This window comes from Pseudomonas sp. LH21, from assembly GCF_036549575.1.
GTDB lineage: Bacteria > Pseudomonadota > Gammaproteobacteria > Pseudomonadales > Pseudomonadaceae > Aquipseudomonas > Aquipseudomonas peradeniyensis.
In genome coordinates, this window is sequence record NZ_CP144367.1 from 5,276,452 (window position 1) to 5,290,220 (window position 13,769).

Annotated in this window: 9 protein-coding genes and 1 rRNA gene; 3 read left to right on the forward strand and 7 right to left on the reverse strand. The window is 62.4% G+C overall.

Going from position 1 to position 13,769, the window contains the following annotated elements:
* Positions 1-51: 51 nt before the first annotated feature.
* The 4 genes from VUG52_RS24065 to VUG52_RS24080 form a co-directional block, all read right to left on the reverse strand.
* Positions 52-1,588 (reverse strand): 16S ribosomal RNA (locus VUG52_RS24065).
* A 675-nt stretch (positions 1,589-2,263) separates the two neighbouring features.
* Entirely contained in the window at positions 2,264-3,658 is a 1,395-nt protein-coding gene (gabP, locus tag VUG52_RS24070; protein ID WP_050707012.1) for a GABA permease, read from the reverse strand.
* A gap of 352 nt (positions 3,659-4,010) precedes the next feature.
* Positions 4,011-5,027 (reverse strand): magnesium transporter CorA family protein, encoded by a 1,017-nt coding sequence (locus VUG52_RS24075; protein ID WP_050707013.1) that lies wholly within the window; start codon positions 5,025-5,027, stop codon positions 4,011-4,013.
* A gap of 12 nt (positions 5,028-5,039) precedes the next feature.
* Positions 5,040-6,626: a RimK family protein gene (locus tag VUG52_RS24080; RefSeq protein ID WP_082337823.1), complete on the reverse strand. Its 1,587-nt coding sequence runs from the start codon at positions 6,624-6,626 to the stop codon at positions 5,040-5,042.
* Between the two features lie 92 nt (positions 6,627-6,718).
* Here VUG52_RS24080 and VUG52_RS24085 point away from each other — a divergent pair, with 92 nt between their 5' ends.
* Complete coding sequence (locus VUG52_RS24085; RefSeq protein ID WP_050707014.1) at positions 6,719-7,816, forward strand: peptidase C39 family protein; 1,098 nt, start codon at positions 6,719-6,721, stop codon at positions 7,814-7,816.
* 189 nt (positions 7,817-8,005) lie between these two features.
* On the opposite strand, the gene gudD is transcribed toward VUG52_RS24085, so the two are convergent.
* Both gudD and VUG52_RS24095 read right to left on the reverse strand, forming a co-directional pair.
* Positions 8,006-9,361 (reverse strand): glucarate dehydratase, encoded by a 1,356-nt coding sequence (gudD, locus tag VUG52_RS24090; protein WP_050707015.1) that lies wholly within the window; start codon positions 9,359-9,361, stop codon positions 8,006-8,008.
* A 17-nt stretch (positions 9,362-9,378) separates the two neighbouring features.
* Positions 9,379-10,707, reverse strand: coding sequence for an MFS transporter (locus VUG52_RS24095; RefSeq protein WP_050707016.1), 1,329 nt, complete (start codon positions 10,705-10,707; stop codon positions 9,379-9,381).
* Positions 10,708-11,023: 316 nt separating this feature from the next.
* Between VUG52_RS24095 and VUG52_RS24100 the strand changes: the two genes are divergently transcribed.
* The gene (locus VUG52_RS24100; protein ID WP_050707017.1) at positions 11,024-11,695 is read left to right on the forward strand and encodes a FadR/GntR family transcriptional regulator; all 672 of its coding nucleotides are present in this window, start codon (positions 11,024-11,026) and stop codon (positions 11,693-11,695) included.
* A gap of 92 nt (positions 11,696-11,787) precedes the next feature.
* Positions 11,788-12,681 (forward strand): GNAT family N-acetyltransferase, encoded by an 894-nt coding sequence (locus VUG52_RS24105; protein ID WP_162232983.1) that lies wholly within the window; start codon positions 11,788-11,790, stop codon positions 12,679-12,681.
* Between the two features lie 25 nt (positions 12,682-12,706).
* On the opposite strand, the gene VUG52_RS24110 is transcribed toward VUG52_RS24105, so the two are convergent.
* Positions 12,707-13,717 carry a zinc-dependent alcohol dehydrogenase family protein gene (locus VUG52_RS24110; RefSeq protein WP_331832177.1) on the reverse strand — a complete coding sequence of 337 codons (1,011 nt, stop codon included), beginning with the start codon at positions 13,715-13,717 and terminating at the stop codon, positions 12,707-12,709.
* Positions 13,718-13,769: the final 52 nt, after the last annotated feature.

Sequence of the window (13,769 nt, forward strand, 5' to 3'; positions counted from 1 at the left end):
ATGAATCAAGCAATTCGTGTGGGAGCTCATCAGCAGGCTGATGTCTTCGATTAAGGAGGTGATCCAGCCGCAGGTTCCCCTACGGCTACCTTGTTACGACTTCACCCCAGTCATGAATCACACCGTGGTAACCGTCCTCCCGAAGGTTAGACTAGCTACTTCTGGTGCAACCCACTCCCATGGTGTGACGGGCGGTGTGTACAAGGCCCGGGAACGTATTCACCGCAACATTCTGATTTGCGATTACTAGCGATTCCGACTTCACGCAGTCGAGTTGCAGACTGCGATCCGGACTACGATCGGTTTTGTGAGATTAGCTCCACCTCGCGGCTTGGCAACCCTCTGTACCGACCATTGTAGCACGTGTGTAGCCCAGGCCGTAAGGGCCATGATGACTTGACGTCATCCCCACCTTCCTCCGGTTTGTCACCGGCAGTCTCCTTAGAGTGCCCACCATAACGTGCTGGTAACTAAGGACAAGGGTTGCGCTCGTTACGGGACTTAACCCAACATCTCACGACACGAGCTGACGACAGCCATGCAGCACCTGTGTCAGAGTTCCCGAAGGCACCAATCCATCTCTGGAAAGTTCTCTGCATGTCAAGGCCTGGTAAGGTTCTTCGCGTTGCTTCGAATTAAACCACATGCTCCACCGCTTGTGCGGGCCCCCGTCAATTCATTTGAGTTTTAACCTTGCGGCCGTACTCCCCAGGCGGTCAACTTAATGCGTTAGCTGCGCCACTAAAATCTCAAGGATTCCAACGGCTAGTTGACATCGTTTACGGCGTGGACTACCAGGGTATCTAATCCTGTTTGCTCCCCACGCTTTCGCACCTCAGTGTCAGTATCAGTCCAGGTGGTCGCCTTCGCCACTGGTGTTCCTTCCTATATCTACGCATTTCACCGCTACACAGGAAATTCCACCACCCTCTACCATACTCTAGCTCGCCAGTTTTGGATGCAGTTCCCAGGTTGAGCCCGGGGCTTTCACATCCAACTTAACGAACCACCTACGCGCGCTTTACGCCCAGTAATTCCGATTAACGCTTGCACCCTCTGTATTACCGCGGCTGCTGGCACAGAGTTAGCCGGTGCTTATTCTGTCGGTAACGTCAAAACAGCAAGGTATTAACTTACTGCCCTTCCTCCCAACTTAAAGTGCTTTACAATCCGAAGACCTTCTTCACACACGCGGCATGGCTGGATCAGGCTTTCGCCCATTGTCCAATATTCCCCACTGCTGCCTCCCGTAGGAGTCTGGACCGTGTCTCAGTTCCAGTGTGACTGATCATCCTCTCAGACCAGTTACGGATCGTCGCCTAGGTGAGCCATTACCTCACCTACTAGCTAATCCGACCTAGGCTCATCTGATAGCGCAAGGCCCGAAGGTCCCCTGCTTTCTCCCGTAGGACGTATGCGGTATTAGCGTTCCTTTCGAAACGTTGTCCCCCACTACCAGGCAGATTCCTAGGCATTACTCACCCGTCCGCCGCTGAATCAAGGAGCAAGCTCCCGTCATCCGCTCGACTTGCATGTGTTAGGCCTGCCGCCAGCGTTCAATCTGAGCCATGATCAAACTCTTCAGTTCAATACTGCTTGGGTTTTTAAGAAACCCTAAACTTGGCTCAGCAATCTCAAATGACTATGTGATTTCTCGCATGGCCACTTGTGATGCTGATAATCTTGGCGACTATCAGTCCGTACTCACAAGCACCCACACGAATTGCTTGATTCAATTTGTTAAAGAGCGTTTGGTTAAGCGCTTTTCATCTCAACCGAGGCGCGCATTCTACGCTTTCCTCATTTCGTGTCAAGCGTTTATTTTGAAGTTTTTCGTTTCACTTCAAACACTTGACTCGCTGCGATCTCTCGTAGCGGGAGGCGAATCATACAGCGTTACAACCTGCTGTCAACTGCCTTTTTCGCCGCTGCCGATCTGGCGATCGAAGCACCTCCGATACTACCTGAAACATCCAACCTATTGATTAAAAAGAGGTTTTGCGTTTCGACCACGTCGGAAGTGGGGCGCATTATAAGGGGATCTGACAGGGCGTCAACCGTTAATTTCATTAAAGTGAAATATCGGGGGAAAACACCGCGTCGGGGGCCTCCAGATGCTCGCCGCAGCCCTTGCAGCGCCTATCAGATCGAGCGCCGCCCGCGCGGCGCATCGCGGCACAAGGCCGCTCCTACATCTGTTTCGGGCCAATCCCTCCTGGTCCGTCTTGTTGGTTCGACGCGGTTTCGGCGTGGGCGCCACTGGTTATCCTGCCGAACGCACCTCTACTGCCCTGCGGGAATGGCCGCGCGTGGTGACGATCCCCAGGAACGAGATCACGATCGCCAGGCTCAGGGTGGCAGTCACCTCAGCGCGGTGCTCCTCGGTGAACATCATCACGGCCAGGGCGCCACTGATGAACAGGATCACTGCCCAGGTCAGCCAGGGGAACAGCCACATGCGGAACTTGAGGTTGGCGTTCTCGCGCTCCAGCCGCCCACGCATGCGCAGTTGCGAAATGGCGATCACCAGGTACACCAGCAGGGCGATGGCCCCGGAACTGGCCAGCAGGAACTCGAACACGCCCTTGGGCGCGAAGTAGTTGAGGATGGCGATGGCCGCGCCGATCAGGGTGCTGCCGAACACCGCGGCGCGCGGGACACCCACCTTGGAAGTGTTCTTCAGCAAGGCCGGCGCATCACCCCGCTTGGCCAGCGAGTACATCATCCGCGAGGCGATATAGATAGAAGAGTTCATGCAGCTGGTTACCGCGATCAGCACCACGAAGTCGACCATCAGCGCCGCGTTGGGGATGTTCATGATTTCCAGCGCGCGCTGGTAGGAACCCACCACCGCCAACTGCGGGTCATTCCACGGCACCACCGAGATGATCACGAAGATCGACAATATATAGAAGGTGCTGATGCGCCAGATCACCGAGCGGGTGGCCTTGGCGATATTGCGCGCCGGGTCGCTGGACTCGGAGGCGGCGATGGTCACTGCCTCGGTGCCGATGAAGCTGAACATCACGGTGATGAAGGCGCCGACCACCGCGGACCAGCCCTTGGGCGCGAAGCCGCCGTGCTCGTCCACCAGCGTGCTCAGCCCACTGACCTCGCGCTCCGGCAACCAGCCCGCCAGCGCGGCGAAGCCCAGGCCGATGAAGCCGAGAATGGCGGTGACCTTGAGAATGGCGAACCAGAACTCGAATTCACCGTACTTGGCCACGCTGAACAGGTTGGTGCAGGCCAGCAGCAGTACCGAGGCCAGGGCGAAGATCCAGCTGTCCACCTGGGGGAACCAGGCGTTGAGCACGTGCCCGGCAGCCAGTGCCTCGATGGGGATCACCAGCACCCAGAACCACCAGTACAGCCAGCCGATGGTGTAGCCGGCCCAGCGGCCGATGGCCTGGTCGGCGTAGGTGGAGAACGAGCCGGTGTCGGGGTGGGCCACGGCCATTTCGCCGAGCATGCGCATGACCAGCACCACCAAGGTGCCGGCCACGAAATAGGAGAGGATGGTGGCCGGACCGGCCGCCGAGATGGCGTGCCCGGAGCCGACGAAGAGCCCCGCGCCGATGATGCCGGCAATGGACAGCATCGTTACGTGACGTGGCTTGAAACCTTGAGCAAGGTTGCCATCAGTTCCCACGGTGTTCATTGGTCTTGTTCTCTTTTTGCTGACACAAGGAAGGGACGGGCAGGCGCGGGCGAAACGGTCTCCTCGGCTAAGGGTGGAGTACGTTGCGCACGCTCTGTTACGGCCTTCTCAAGCGCCCGGGCAACGCACCGTGGGGATGCGGGCTTCACTTTAAGCCGGGCGCGGCGCGAGCAAAATGCTCGAAAACGTCAGACAACTGTTCGATCACGACACCGCGTACCCATGCACGTCAGTCAAGCCCCTCGGCATGCCTGTTTGCGTCAGTCGCGGTCACGCAGGTAGTCCCAGTAGAAGTTCACCACCGCGAACACCACGATCACCGTGACGATCATCAGGCCGATCTGCAGGTTGCTCATGGCGTTCTCCAATTGGCGATACCAGGGAATGAGGGGCTCGGCCGCGCAACGGGGCGCTCGGTTTGCGCAGGGGTCACGACAGGACGACGCCCACGGGCCAGGCGCTTGAGCGCCAGCACCATGAACACGCCCAACAGCATCATCGCCAGCACCAGCAAGGCATACGCCAGCCACCACGGCACGCCCGCGGTCATCATGCTGAACTCGGACATGCCGCCAATACTGGCGATCAGGTTCAGCGGCAGGAACACCACGTTGATCAGGGTGAGCTTGCGCAGGGTCTCGTTCATCGCGTTGTTGGCCAGGTTGCCACGGGCGTCCATCAAGCCGGCGAACACCGTCGAGTAGATCTCGGCCTGCTTGTGGCACTGGTTGTTCTCGATGACCAGGTCGTCGATCAGCGCCAGCACCTCGGGGTTGAAATGACGCTTCTCGCCATGGGCGCGCAGGCGCGAGAGCACCGCGCCATTGCTGTGGATGGCGTTGATGTAGTGGATCAGGCTCTCGCTGAGGTTGAACATCTGCATCAGGTGGTGGTTCTCCAGCGACTGCTCGAAGCGTTGCTGCAGTTCGCGGGCAACCATCTTGATCACCTTCAGGTGTCCCAGGTAGTGGTGCAGGTTGTCCAGCAGGATGGCCAACAACACATCCATCGGATCGTGCAGCGCATGGCGCTGCCCGAGGCCGTCGAGCAGGGAGGCGTCCGGGGCGATCAGCACCAGGTGGCCGTCGACCATCAGCATGCCGAACGAAGACACCTGGAAGGCGAAGCTGTCTCCCCCGGTGTAGCTCTCCGGGCGCTTCCAGATCAGGAACAGGCCATCGCGGTGCAGTTCGATGCGCGACACCTCGTCCGGGTCCAGCGCCGAAGCCAGGGCGTGGGCATCCAGGTGGAACCACGCCTGCAACAGTTCACGCTCGGCACTGTCCGGTTCGACGAACAGCAGCACCTCGCAATCGAGCCCCTCGCGCTTGCGCAACTGACCATGGGCCAGGCTGTAGCTTTCGATCATGCCAGCACCTCGTTACCAGGCTTGCCCCCGGCGCTTCTGCTCCAGGCGGCGGATGAATTCCTCCAGCACCAGGGTGTAGAGGTCGTCGTGCAGGTAGGCGTCTTCGATGCCGGCATCGAGGTTGGGGTTGTCGTTGACCTCGATCACCACCACCCGATCACCGACCTGCTTGAGGTCGACGCCGTACAGGCCATCGCCGATCAGGTTGGCGGCCTTCACCGCCAGCTCCACCACCGCACGCGGCGCCTCGTGCACGGCCAGGGTGCGGCACTCGCCGTTGACCTCGTCGCGCTGGGCCTGGTGGTTGAAGATTTGCCAGTGGCCCTTGGACATGAAGTACTGGCAGGCGAAGATCGGCTTGCGGTTGAGCACGCCGATACGCCAGTCGTATTCGGTGTAGAGGTATTCCTGGGCCAGCAGCAGCACCGAGTGCTCGAACAGTTCGGCAGTGGCGGCCTGGAGTTCGGCGGGGTCCTTGACCTTGATCACGCCCCGGGAGAAACAGCCGTCGGGAATCTTCAGCACCAGCGGAAAGCCCAGCCGCTCGCCGATGCCTTCCAGCGCCTGGGGGTTGTCGCGGTAGAGGATCTCGCTGGCCGGCATGGCCAGGCGATGGCTGCGCAGCAGGTCGGTCAGGTAGACCTTGTTGGTGCAGCGCAGGATCGAAGCCGGGTCGTCCATCACCACCAGCCCTTCGCTCTCGGCCTTCTTGGCGAAGCGATAGGTGTGGTTGTCGACGCTGGTGGTCTCGCGGATCAACAGCGCGTCGTATTCGGCCAGGCGGGCGTAGTCCTTCTTGCCGATCAGCTCGACGTCGACCCCCAGTTGGCGACCGGCACGAATGAAGTGCTCCAGCGCCTTGGGGTTGGATGGCGGCAACGCCTCATCGGGGTCGTGGAGGATCGCCAGGTCGTAACGCGCCACCCGCCGCGAGCGAGGCTGGCGCCAGATCCGGCGGCTGAAGCCATCGAGGGCGTTGGCGAAGGGGTCCTGCTGGTCTTCACGCAACTTGTGCAGCGCGCCGGCCTTGACCCCGGCGATATGCCAGGCGCTGGTCTTGCGGAACTCCACCAGCAGGATCGGGCACGGGAAACTTTCGAACAGCTGGCGGGCGATGTCCTGCAGCGGTTCCAGATCGGTACGGCCGAAATACAGGGTCAGGGTGAACCCTTCGGTTTCGCCGTAGGGGTGATTGGCCAGGGCACTCTCGAGGCTGCGCGCCATGTCGTCGAGGGCCAATCCGTATAACGACTTGCGGGTCAACTCACTGATACTTCTGACCGAGGGAATGACTTTATGCCCGCGCGCCTCGGCCAATAACGAACAATAATAACCGTGACCTAGATATTTATAATTACGACATAGATTTATGACCTGGACACGCTTGCCGTTATCGGCCTCGCGTGGCTCTTCCAGGTACTCCTGGGCCGTCACGACATCCTCGCTGGGCAGGTAAGAAGCCCAGTCTTCACGCCGCTCCACGATGATCACCAGCTGACTTGACTTGTTATCCAGGGTCAGTGGATAAATAACACCAGTTGTACTTGAGTGTGAACTTTCCCCGGGCCGGCCAGGTAAGGGTTCCTGAAACGATGACATGTTTGAAGCCCTGTGTTGGGTAGACACGGTTTCTATTAAGCACGAAGTTTTTCGAATGTCCCGTTTCATTACGCAACTTTTACGGCGGCCCTATGCACATCGAATTTCGCCTGGCAACTGTTGACGACCTGCCGGCCCTGCTGGCGCTGGAGAACCAGTGCTTCGCCCTCGACCGGCTGACCCCGCGCAGCTTTCGCTGGATGCTGTCCCACGCCAATGCCAGCCTGCTGGTGGCGCAACGCGACGGCCAGCTGATGGGCTATGCATTGCTGCTGTTCCACCGCGGCACCTCGCTGGCCCGGCTGTATTCCATCGCCATTGCCGAACAGGCGCGTGGCCATGGCCTTGGCGCCCGTCTGCTGGAACAGGCCGAGCGCTGCGCCCTGGAGCACGAGCGCGCCTACCTGCGGCTTGAGGTGCGCACCGACAATCCCAAGGCCATTGCCCTGTACGAACGCCATGGCTACCGGCGCTTCGCCCAGGTCGACGACTACTACGAGGACCACACCAGCGCCCTGCGTTACGAGAAGCGCATCCTCCAGCACCCGGCGGGCGAGACGCGACCGGTCCCCTACTACGCCCAGACCACCGACTTCACCTGCGGCCCGGCCTGCCTGCTGATGGCCATGGCCGCGCTGCAACCGCAGCGCCCGCCGAGCCGTCGCGAGGAACTGCGCCTGTGGCGCGAGGCGACCACTGTGTTCATGACCTCCGGCCACGGCGGCTGCAGCCCTCACGGGCTGGCGCTGGCCGCCTGGCGCCGGGGGTTTCGCGTGCAACTACGGCTCAATACCGAGGGGCCGCTGTTTCTCGATGGCGTGCGCCAGCCCGGCAAGAAGGAGGTCATGCGCCTGGTCCATGAGGACTTCTGCGCCGAGCTGCAGGAAAGCGACGTGGTCATCGCCCGGCAGGCGCCGAATCTGCCCCGGGTGCTGGCCGAAGGCGGCCTGGCGCTGGTGCTGATCAGCAACTACCGGTTGACCGGCAGCAAGGCGCCGCACTGGGTGCTGGTCACCGCCTGCGACGACGACTTCGTCTACCTGCACGACCCCGACACCGACCACGCTCGCCACCGCCAGGCCCTGGACTGCCAGCACCTGCCGGTCAGCCACCAGGAGTTCCAGCGCATGAGCCTGTTCGGCGGGCGCAAGTTGCGGGCGGCGGTGGTGGTGTACGCAAAGGCGGCGTAAACGAAAAAAGCCCCGGCGGGCCGGGGCGGTGCTGCACGGGCGTCTGCCTACGCCCGACCGGAAACACCGGTGGCAGCAGGAAATGTTTGCAGGGTCCCTACCGGCCCTATCGCGGGGCAAGCCCGCTCCCACGCCACGCATTGCTCGTGAGAGCGGGCTTGCCCCGCGACAAGGCCGGTACGTGTTCGATCAGCGCACCAGGCACGGCCGCTTGTTATCGAAAGTCCACCCCGGGATCAGGTACTGCATGGCCACGCTGTCATCCCGAGCCCCCAGTCCCATGTTGCGATAGCACTCATGGGCCTTGGCCAACTGGTCCTCGTCCAGTTCGACTCCGAGCCCCGGACGCTCCGGCACACGCACATGGCCATCGATGATGCGCAGCGGTTCGCGGGTCAGGCGCTGGCCGTCCTGCCAGATCCAGTGGGTGTCGATTGCGGTGATCTCGCCGGGCGCAGCTGCCGCCACCTGGGTGAACATCGCCAGTGAGATGTCGAAGTGATTGTTCGAATGCGAGCCCCAGGTCAGTCCCCAGTCATGGCACATCTGCGCCACCCGCACCGATCCCTGCAAGGTCCAGAAATGCGGGTCGGCCAGAGGGATGTCCACCGCCTGGGACTGGATCGCATGGCCCATCTGCCGCCAGTCGGTGGCGATCATGTTGGTGGCGGTGGGCAGGCCAGTGGCGCGACGGAACTCGGCCATGACCTCACGCCCGGAATAGCCGTTCTCGGCACCGCATGGGTCCTCGGCATAGGCCAGCACGGCGTGCTTGTCGCGGCACAGGGCGATGGCCTCCTTGAGTGACCAGGCGCCATTGGGATCAAGGGTGATGCGCGCCTCGGGGAAGCGCTCGGCCAGCGCCGTGACCGCCTCCATCTCCTCCTCGCCGCGCAGCACGCCGCCCTTGAGCTTGAAGTCGTTGAAGCCATAGCGGGCCTGGGCCGCCTCGGCCAGGCGCACCACTGTTTCCGGGGTCAGGGCCTGCTCATGGCGCAGCCTGAACCAGGCGTCGTCGGCATCGGCCTCGTTGCGATACGCAAGGTCAGTACGCCGACGATCACCGATGTAGAACAGGTACCCCAGCATCTTGACCGCCTCGCGCTGCTGGCCTTCGCCCAACAGGGCGGCCATGGGCACGCCCAGGTGCTGCCCAAGCAGGTCGAGCAGGGCCGACTCGATGGCGGTGACGGCGTGCACGGTGATGCGCAGATCGAAGGTCTGCAACCCGCGGCCACCCGCATCACGGTTGGCAAAAACCTGGCGCATGGCGTTGAGCACGCGCTGGTAGTGCCCGATAGGCTGGCCGACCACCAGGGCGCGGGCATCCTCGAGGGTCTGGCGGATCTTCTCGCCGCCGGGCACCTCGCCCAGCCCGGTGTTGCCGGCGCTGTCGCGCAGCACCACGACATTGCGGGTGAAGAACGGGCCATGGGCGCCACTGAGGTTGAGCAGCATGCTGTCGTGTCCGGCCACCGGAATCACCCGCAGGTCGGTGACCACTGGCGTGCCGAGGTGAGCCTGGGGGGTTGTCTGCATGTTCATGGAGATCTCTCTCGGGGTCAGTTGGCCGAAGCGGCCTTGAGGTCAGGGGAAGCCGCGCCCTTGGGACGCATGCGCACGAAGAACACGGCAATGGCGGCCAGCACAGAGGTCACCGCCAGGCCGTACAGGCCGCCCTGGATCGAGCCGGTCTGTTGCTCGAGCAAACCGAAGGTGGTCGGCGCGACAAAGCCGCCGAGGTTGCCCACCGAGTTGATCAGGGCGATGACCGCCGCGGCGATGCGTGCATCCAGGTAGCCTTGGGGGATCGGCCAGAACAGTGACGAGGCGGCCTTGAAGCCGATGGCGGCGAAGCACACCGCGACGAAGGCGAACACCGGACCACCGGTGGTGGACATGAACATGCCGCAAGCCGCCACCAGCAGTGCCGCAGCGACCCAGGCCTGCTGGAACTTCCAGCGCTTGGCACAGGCGGCGAAGGCGTACATGGCGATGATCGAGATCAGCCAGGGGATCGAGTTGAAAAAGCCAACCTGCAGATCACTCAAATCGCCCATGCGCTTGATGATGCTCGGCAGCCAGAAGGTCGCGGCGTAGATGGTCAGCTGGATGCAGAAGTAGATCAGGCAGAACAGCACGATCTGGCGGTCCTTGAGCAGGCGCCAGGCCGAGACCTTGGTCATGCCGCCGGCCTCGCGTTCGCGTTGCTCCAAGTCGATGGCGGCCACCAGCGCGTCTTGCTCTTCGCGGCTCAGCCATTTGGCGTCATGGGGCTTGGAGTCGAGCCAGAAGAACACGAAGAAGCACAGCAAAACCGAGGCCATGCCTTCGATGAACAGCATCCATTGCCAACCGTGCATCCCCATGCCCTGGATCTGCATCAGCGCCCCGGCCAGAGGCCCGGAGATCAGCGAGGCGAAGGCCGAGCCGCTGAGGAAGATGGCGATGGCCTTGCCACGCTCGGCGGCCGGCAGCCAGCGGGTGAAGTAGTAGATCACCCCGGGGAAGAACCCGGCCTCTGCCACTCCAAGCAGAAAACGCAGCACGTAGAACTGGGTTTCGGTCTGCACGAAAGCCATGGCCGTGGCCACCAGCCCCCAGGTAAACATGATGCGGGTCAGCCACAGGCGCGCGCCGACCCGCTGCAGGAGCATGTTCGACGGCACTTCGAACAGCGCATAGCCGATGAAGAACAGGCCGGCGCCGAAGCCGTAGGCCGCCGCGCTGATGCCCAGGTCGCTTTCCAGGTGCGGGCGGACGAAGCCGATGTTGACGCGGTCCAGGTAGTTGACGATGAACATGATGACGAACAGCGGCAGGACATGGCGCTTGACCTTGGCCACGGCGCTGGCGAGCGCGTGCGCAGACGGATCTGGGGTGTCGTTCATGGGGGCTCCCACTCATTGTTTTTATTGGGGGGCTGGTGGTGGACAGCGAGTTGTCTGACCTCCAGGTGAGAGAAAGCATATTCCCGAGGAAGTTGTACGACAACGGCATTTTTTCAGATAAATCGCAAAATACAAGCTATTTAATGGATAAGATCGGTTAAATATCCAAAAATTAGAACACTGACGCTGACAATAGGTAGCCAATTTCCAGATCAAAAAAATCTTTGCGCCCAACTTGTCATACAAGTAGATTGACGATGCTCATGCAGCCTCCATGGCAATCGCCAGGCAAGCTCACATCACCTGAGAACCTCTGATGTCCCGCGCCCACGACCTGGTCTCCCGCCTGACCCAGCAGATCCTCCTCGGCACCTACGCACCGGGCGACCGACTTCCCTCGGAAAACACCCTGGTGCGCGACCACGCCATCAGCCGCACCGTGGTCCGCGAGGCACTATCGAAACTTCAGGCCTCGGGCCTGGTGGAAACACGCCACGGCATCGGCACCTTCGTCATCGAGCGCCAGGCCCAGTCCGGGCTGCGGGTGGGTCCGGAAAGCGCGGCCAGCGTGCGCGACCTGCTGGAGTTGCGCCTCGGCCTGGAAGGCCAGGCCGCCGCCCTCGCCGCCCTGCGTCGCGACGAGCGCCAGCTGGCGCAGATGCGCCAGGCGCTGGACGACTACCAGGACCTGGCCGCCGCCGGTGATAGCTGCATCGAAGCCGACCGGCGCTTTCACTTGCTGATCGCCGAGGCCACCGGCAACCTGTATTTCGGCGAGATGATGGCGCACCTGGGGACGGCGCTGATTCCCCGCAATCGTATCGCCCAGGCCGAACGCGCCGGGGCCAGGCTGGCCAGGCACGCGTACCTGGCGAACCTGGAGCACGAGGCGATCCTCAACGCCATCCGCCGGCAGGACCCGGACGCGGCGCGGGCAGCCATGTGCCTGCATCTGTCCAACAGCCGGGATCGGCTGGTGCCGGAGTGAAGACCGCGCCGCGTCCGGGTACAAACCCTTACAACTTTTCATCCACGCTGCGGTTAACGTTCACCCTCACTTCACGGACAGGTATGGACGCCATGGCCCCCCTCCTCGACGACCCCGCACTCACGCAGGTCGAGCACTACCGCGACGACCCGCACCTGCGCGCCGAACTCAACACCCTCACCCGCCAGACCTACGGCTTCGACTTCGAAGCCTGGTACCAGGCCGGCTTCTGGCAAGCCGACAACCAGCCGTGCTCGCTGGTTCGCGACGGGAAGATGCTGGCCAACGCCTCGGCCAACCTGCTCGACTTCACCCTGGATGGCCAGCCCCTGCGTTGCGTCCAGATCGGTACGGTAATGACCGCGCCCGAAGCACAGGGACGTGGCTACAGCCGTTACCTGATGGAGGTGCTGGTGGAGCGCTGGGCAGGTAACTGCGACCTGCTGTACCTGTTCGCCAACAGCACGGTGCTGGATCTCTATCCCAGGTTCGGTTTTCGCCGAGTGGTCGAACACGAGTACTACCAGCCCTGGTCGGCGCAACCACGGGCCACGACCTTCCACCTGGTGAACCTGGATGATGGCGATCAACGCCAACGCTTCATCGATGCGGTGGAAAAGAGTTGTCCACAGGCGCGATTGAGCCTGATGCCGAATGTGCCGCTGACGATGTTCTATTGCGATGGGCCATACCGGGAGGCCGTGTTCCATTCCTCAGCGCACGAGGCCTATGTGGTGATGGAACAGGATGGCGAGCGGATGGTGCTGGTGGACGTGTTCTGCGAACGCGAACTGGCGCTGGCCGATGTGCTGGCCGAGCTGGTCACCTCAACCACGCGGGAGGTGGTGCTGGGGTTCGCGCCGCTGAACTGCGAAGGCTTCGCGGCGCGTGTTGTGGATAACGATGATGCGCTGTTCGTCTGGGGAGCGGCACCTACCCGTGTCGATGGGCAGGTGCTGATGTTTCCATTGCTCTCGCATACCTGAGTCGCGGGGCAAGCCTGCTCCCACGTCACCAGGTCAGGCAGATCTTGCCGAAATGCTTGTTGCTCTCCTGGTACTTGAAGGCCTCGACCATCTGCTCCAGCTCGAAATGCTTGTCCACCACCGGCCGCAGGCCATTGGCGTCGATGGCGCGGACCATCGCCTGCTGCTGGGCGCGGCTGCCCACCAGCACGCCCTGCAGGCGGATCTGCCGCACCAGTGCCTGCACCAGCGGCAGCTGCCCGGCCACGCCGGTGAGGATGCCGATCAGCGACACATGCCCACCGATGCGCGCGGCGATCATCGACTGCTCCAGCGTGGCCGGGCCACCGACTTCGATCACATGGTCCACGCCGCGTCCGTCGGTCAGCGCACGGACCTTTTCGCCCCAGACGGGCGTGGTCTTGTAGTTGATCAGGTGATCTGCGCCAAGCGCCTTGAGACGCTCCAGCTTGGCATCGCTGGACGAGGTGGCGATCACCGTGGCGCCGGCCAGCTTGGCGAATTGCAGGGCGAAGATCGACACGCCACCGGTGCCCTGCACCAGCACGCTGTCGCCAGGTTTGAGGTGGTCATCGCTCATCAGGGCGCGCCAGGCGGTGAGGCCGGCGGTGGTCAGGGTCGCCGACTCGGCATGGCTGTAGCCCTTGGGCGCGAAGGTGAAAGAGGTGGCCCGGGCGGTTACCTGTTCACGGGCATAGCCGTCGATGCCGTCACCCGGCACGCTGGCAAAGCCCTCGACCTGGGCCTGCCCATCGAGCCAGTCGGGGAAGAAGGTGCTGACCACCGTATCACCGACCTGGAACTCGCTGACCCCGGCGCCCACCGCAATCACCTCGCCAGCGCCGTCGGCCATGGGGATGCGCCGCTCGCTCGGCCCCCACATGCCGCTGACCACGGCGAAATCGTGATAGTTGAGGGAACTGGCGTGCAGGCGCACGGTGATCTCGCCGGCCTTGGGCGCGGCGGTTTCGCAGGTGCCGGCCTGGACCTTGTCGTAGCCGCCGCCGGGCAGGACGTAGAGGGCCTTGGTGGTCATGGGTGGGTCTCCATCGTGGGAAAAGGTGCAGTGCAGCTTAGACAGGTCTGGG

Coding starts and splice junctions, on each gene's coding strand:
- VUG52_RS24100 (WP_050707017.1), top strand. CDS start 11,024: ATGTCCCGCGCCCACGACCTGGTCTCCCGCCTGACCCAGCAGATCCTC.
- VUG52_RS24085 (WP_050707014.1), top strand. CDS start 6,719: ATGCACATCGAATTTCGCCTGGCAACTGTTGACGACCTGCCGGCCCTG.
- VUG52_RS24075 (WP_050707013.1), bottom strand. CDS start 5,027: ATGATCGAAAGCTACAGCCTGGCCCATGGTCAGTTGCGCAAGCGCGAG.
- VUG52_RS24080 (WP_082337823.1), bottom strand. CDS start 6,626: ATGTCATCGTTTCAGGAACCCTTACCTGGCCGGCCCGGGGAAAGTTCA.
- VUG52_RS24110 (WP_331832177.1), bottom strand. CDS start 13,717: ATGACCACCAAGGCCCTCTACGTCCTGCCCGGCGGCGGCTACGACAAG.
- VUG52_RS24105 (WP_162232983.1), top strand. CDS start 11,788: ATGGCCCCCCTCCTCGACGACCCCGCACTCACGCAGGTCGAGCACTAC.
- gabP (WP_050707012.1), bottom strand. CDS start 3,658: ATGAACACCGTGGGAACTGATGGCAACCTTGCTCAAGGTTTCAAGCCA.
- VUG52_RS24095 (WP_050707016.1), bottom strand. CDS start 10,707: ATGAACGACACCCCAGATCCGTCTGCGCACGCGCTCGCCAGCGCCGTG.
- gudD (WP_050707015.1), bottom strand. CDS start 9,361: ATGAACATGCAGACAACCCCCCAGGCTCACCTCGGCACGCCAGTGGTC.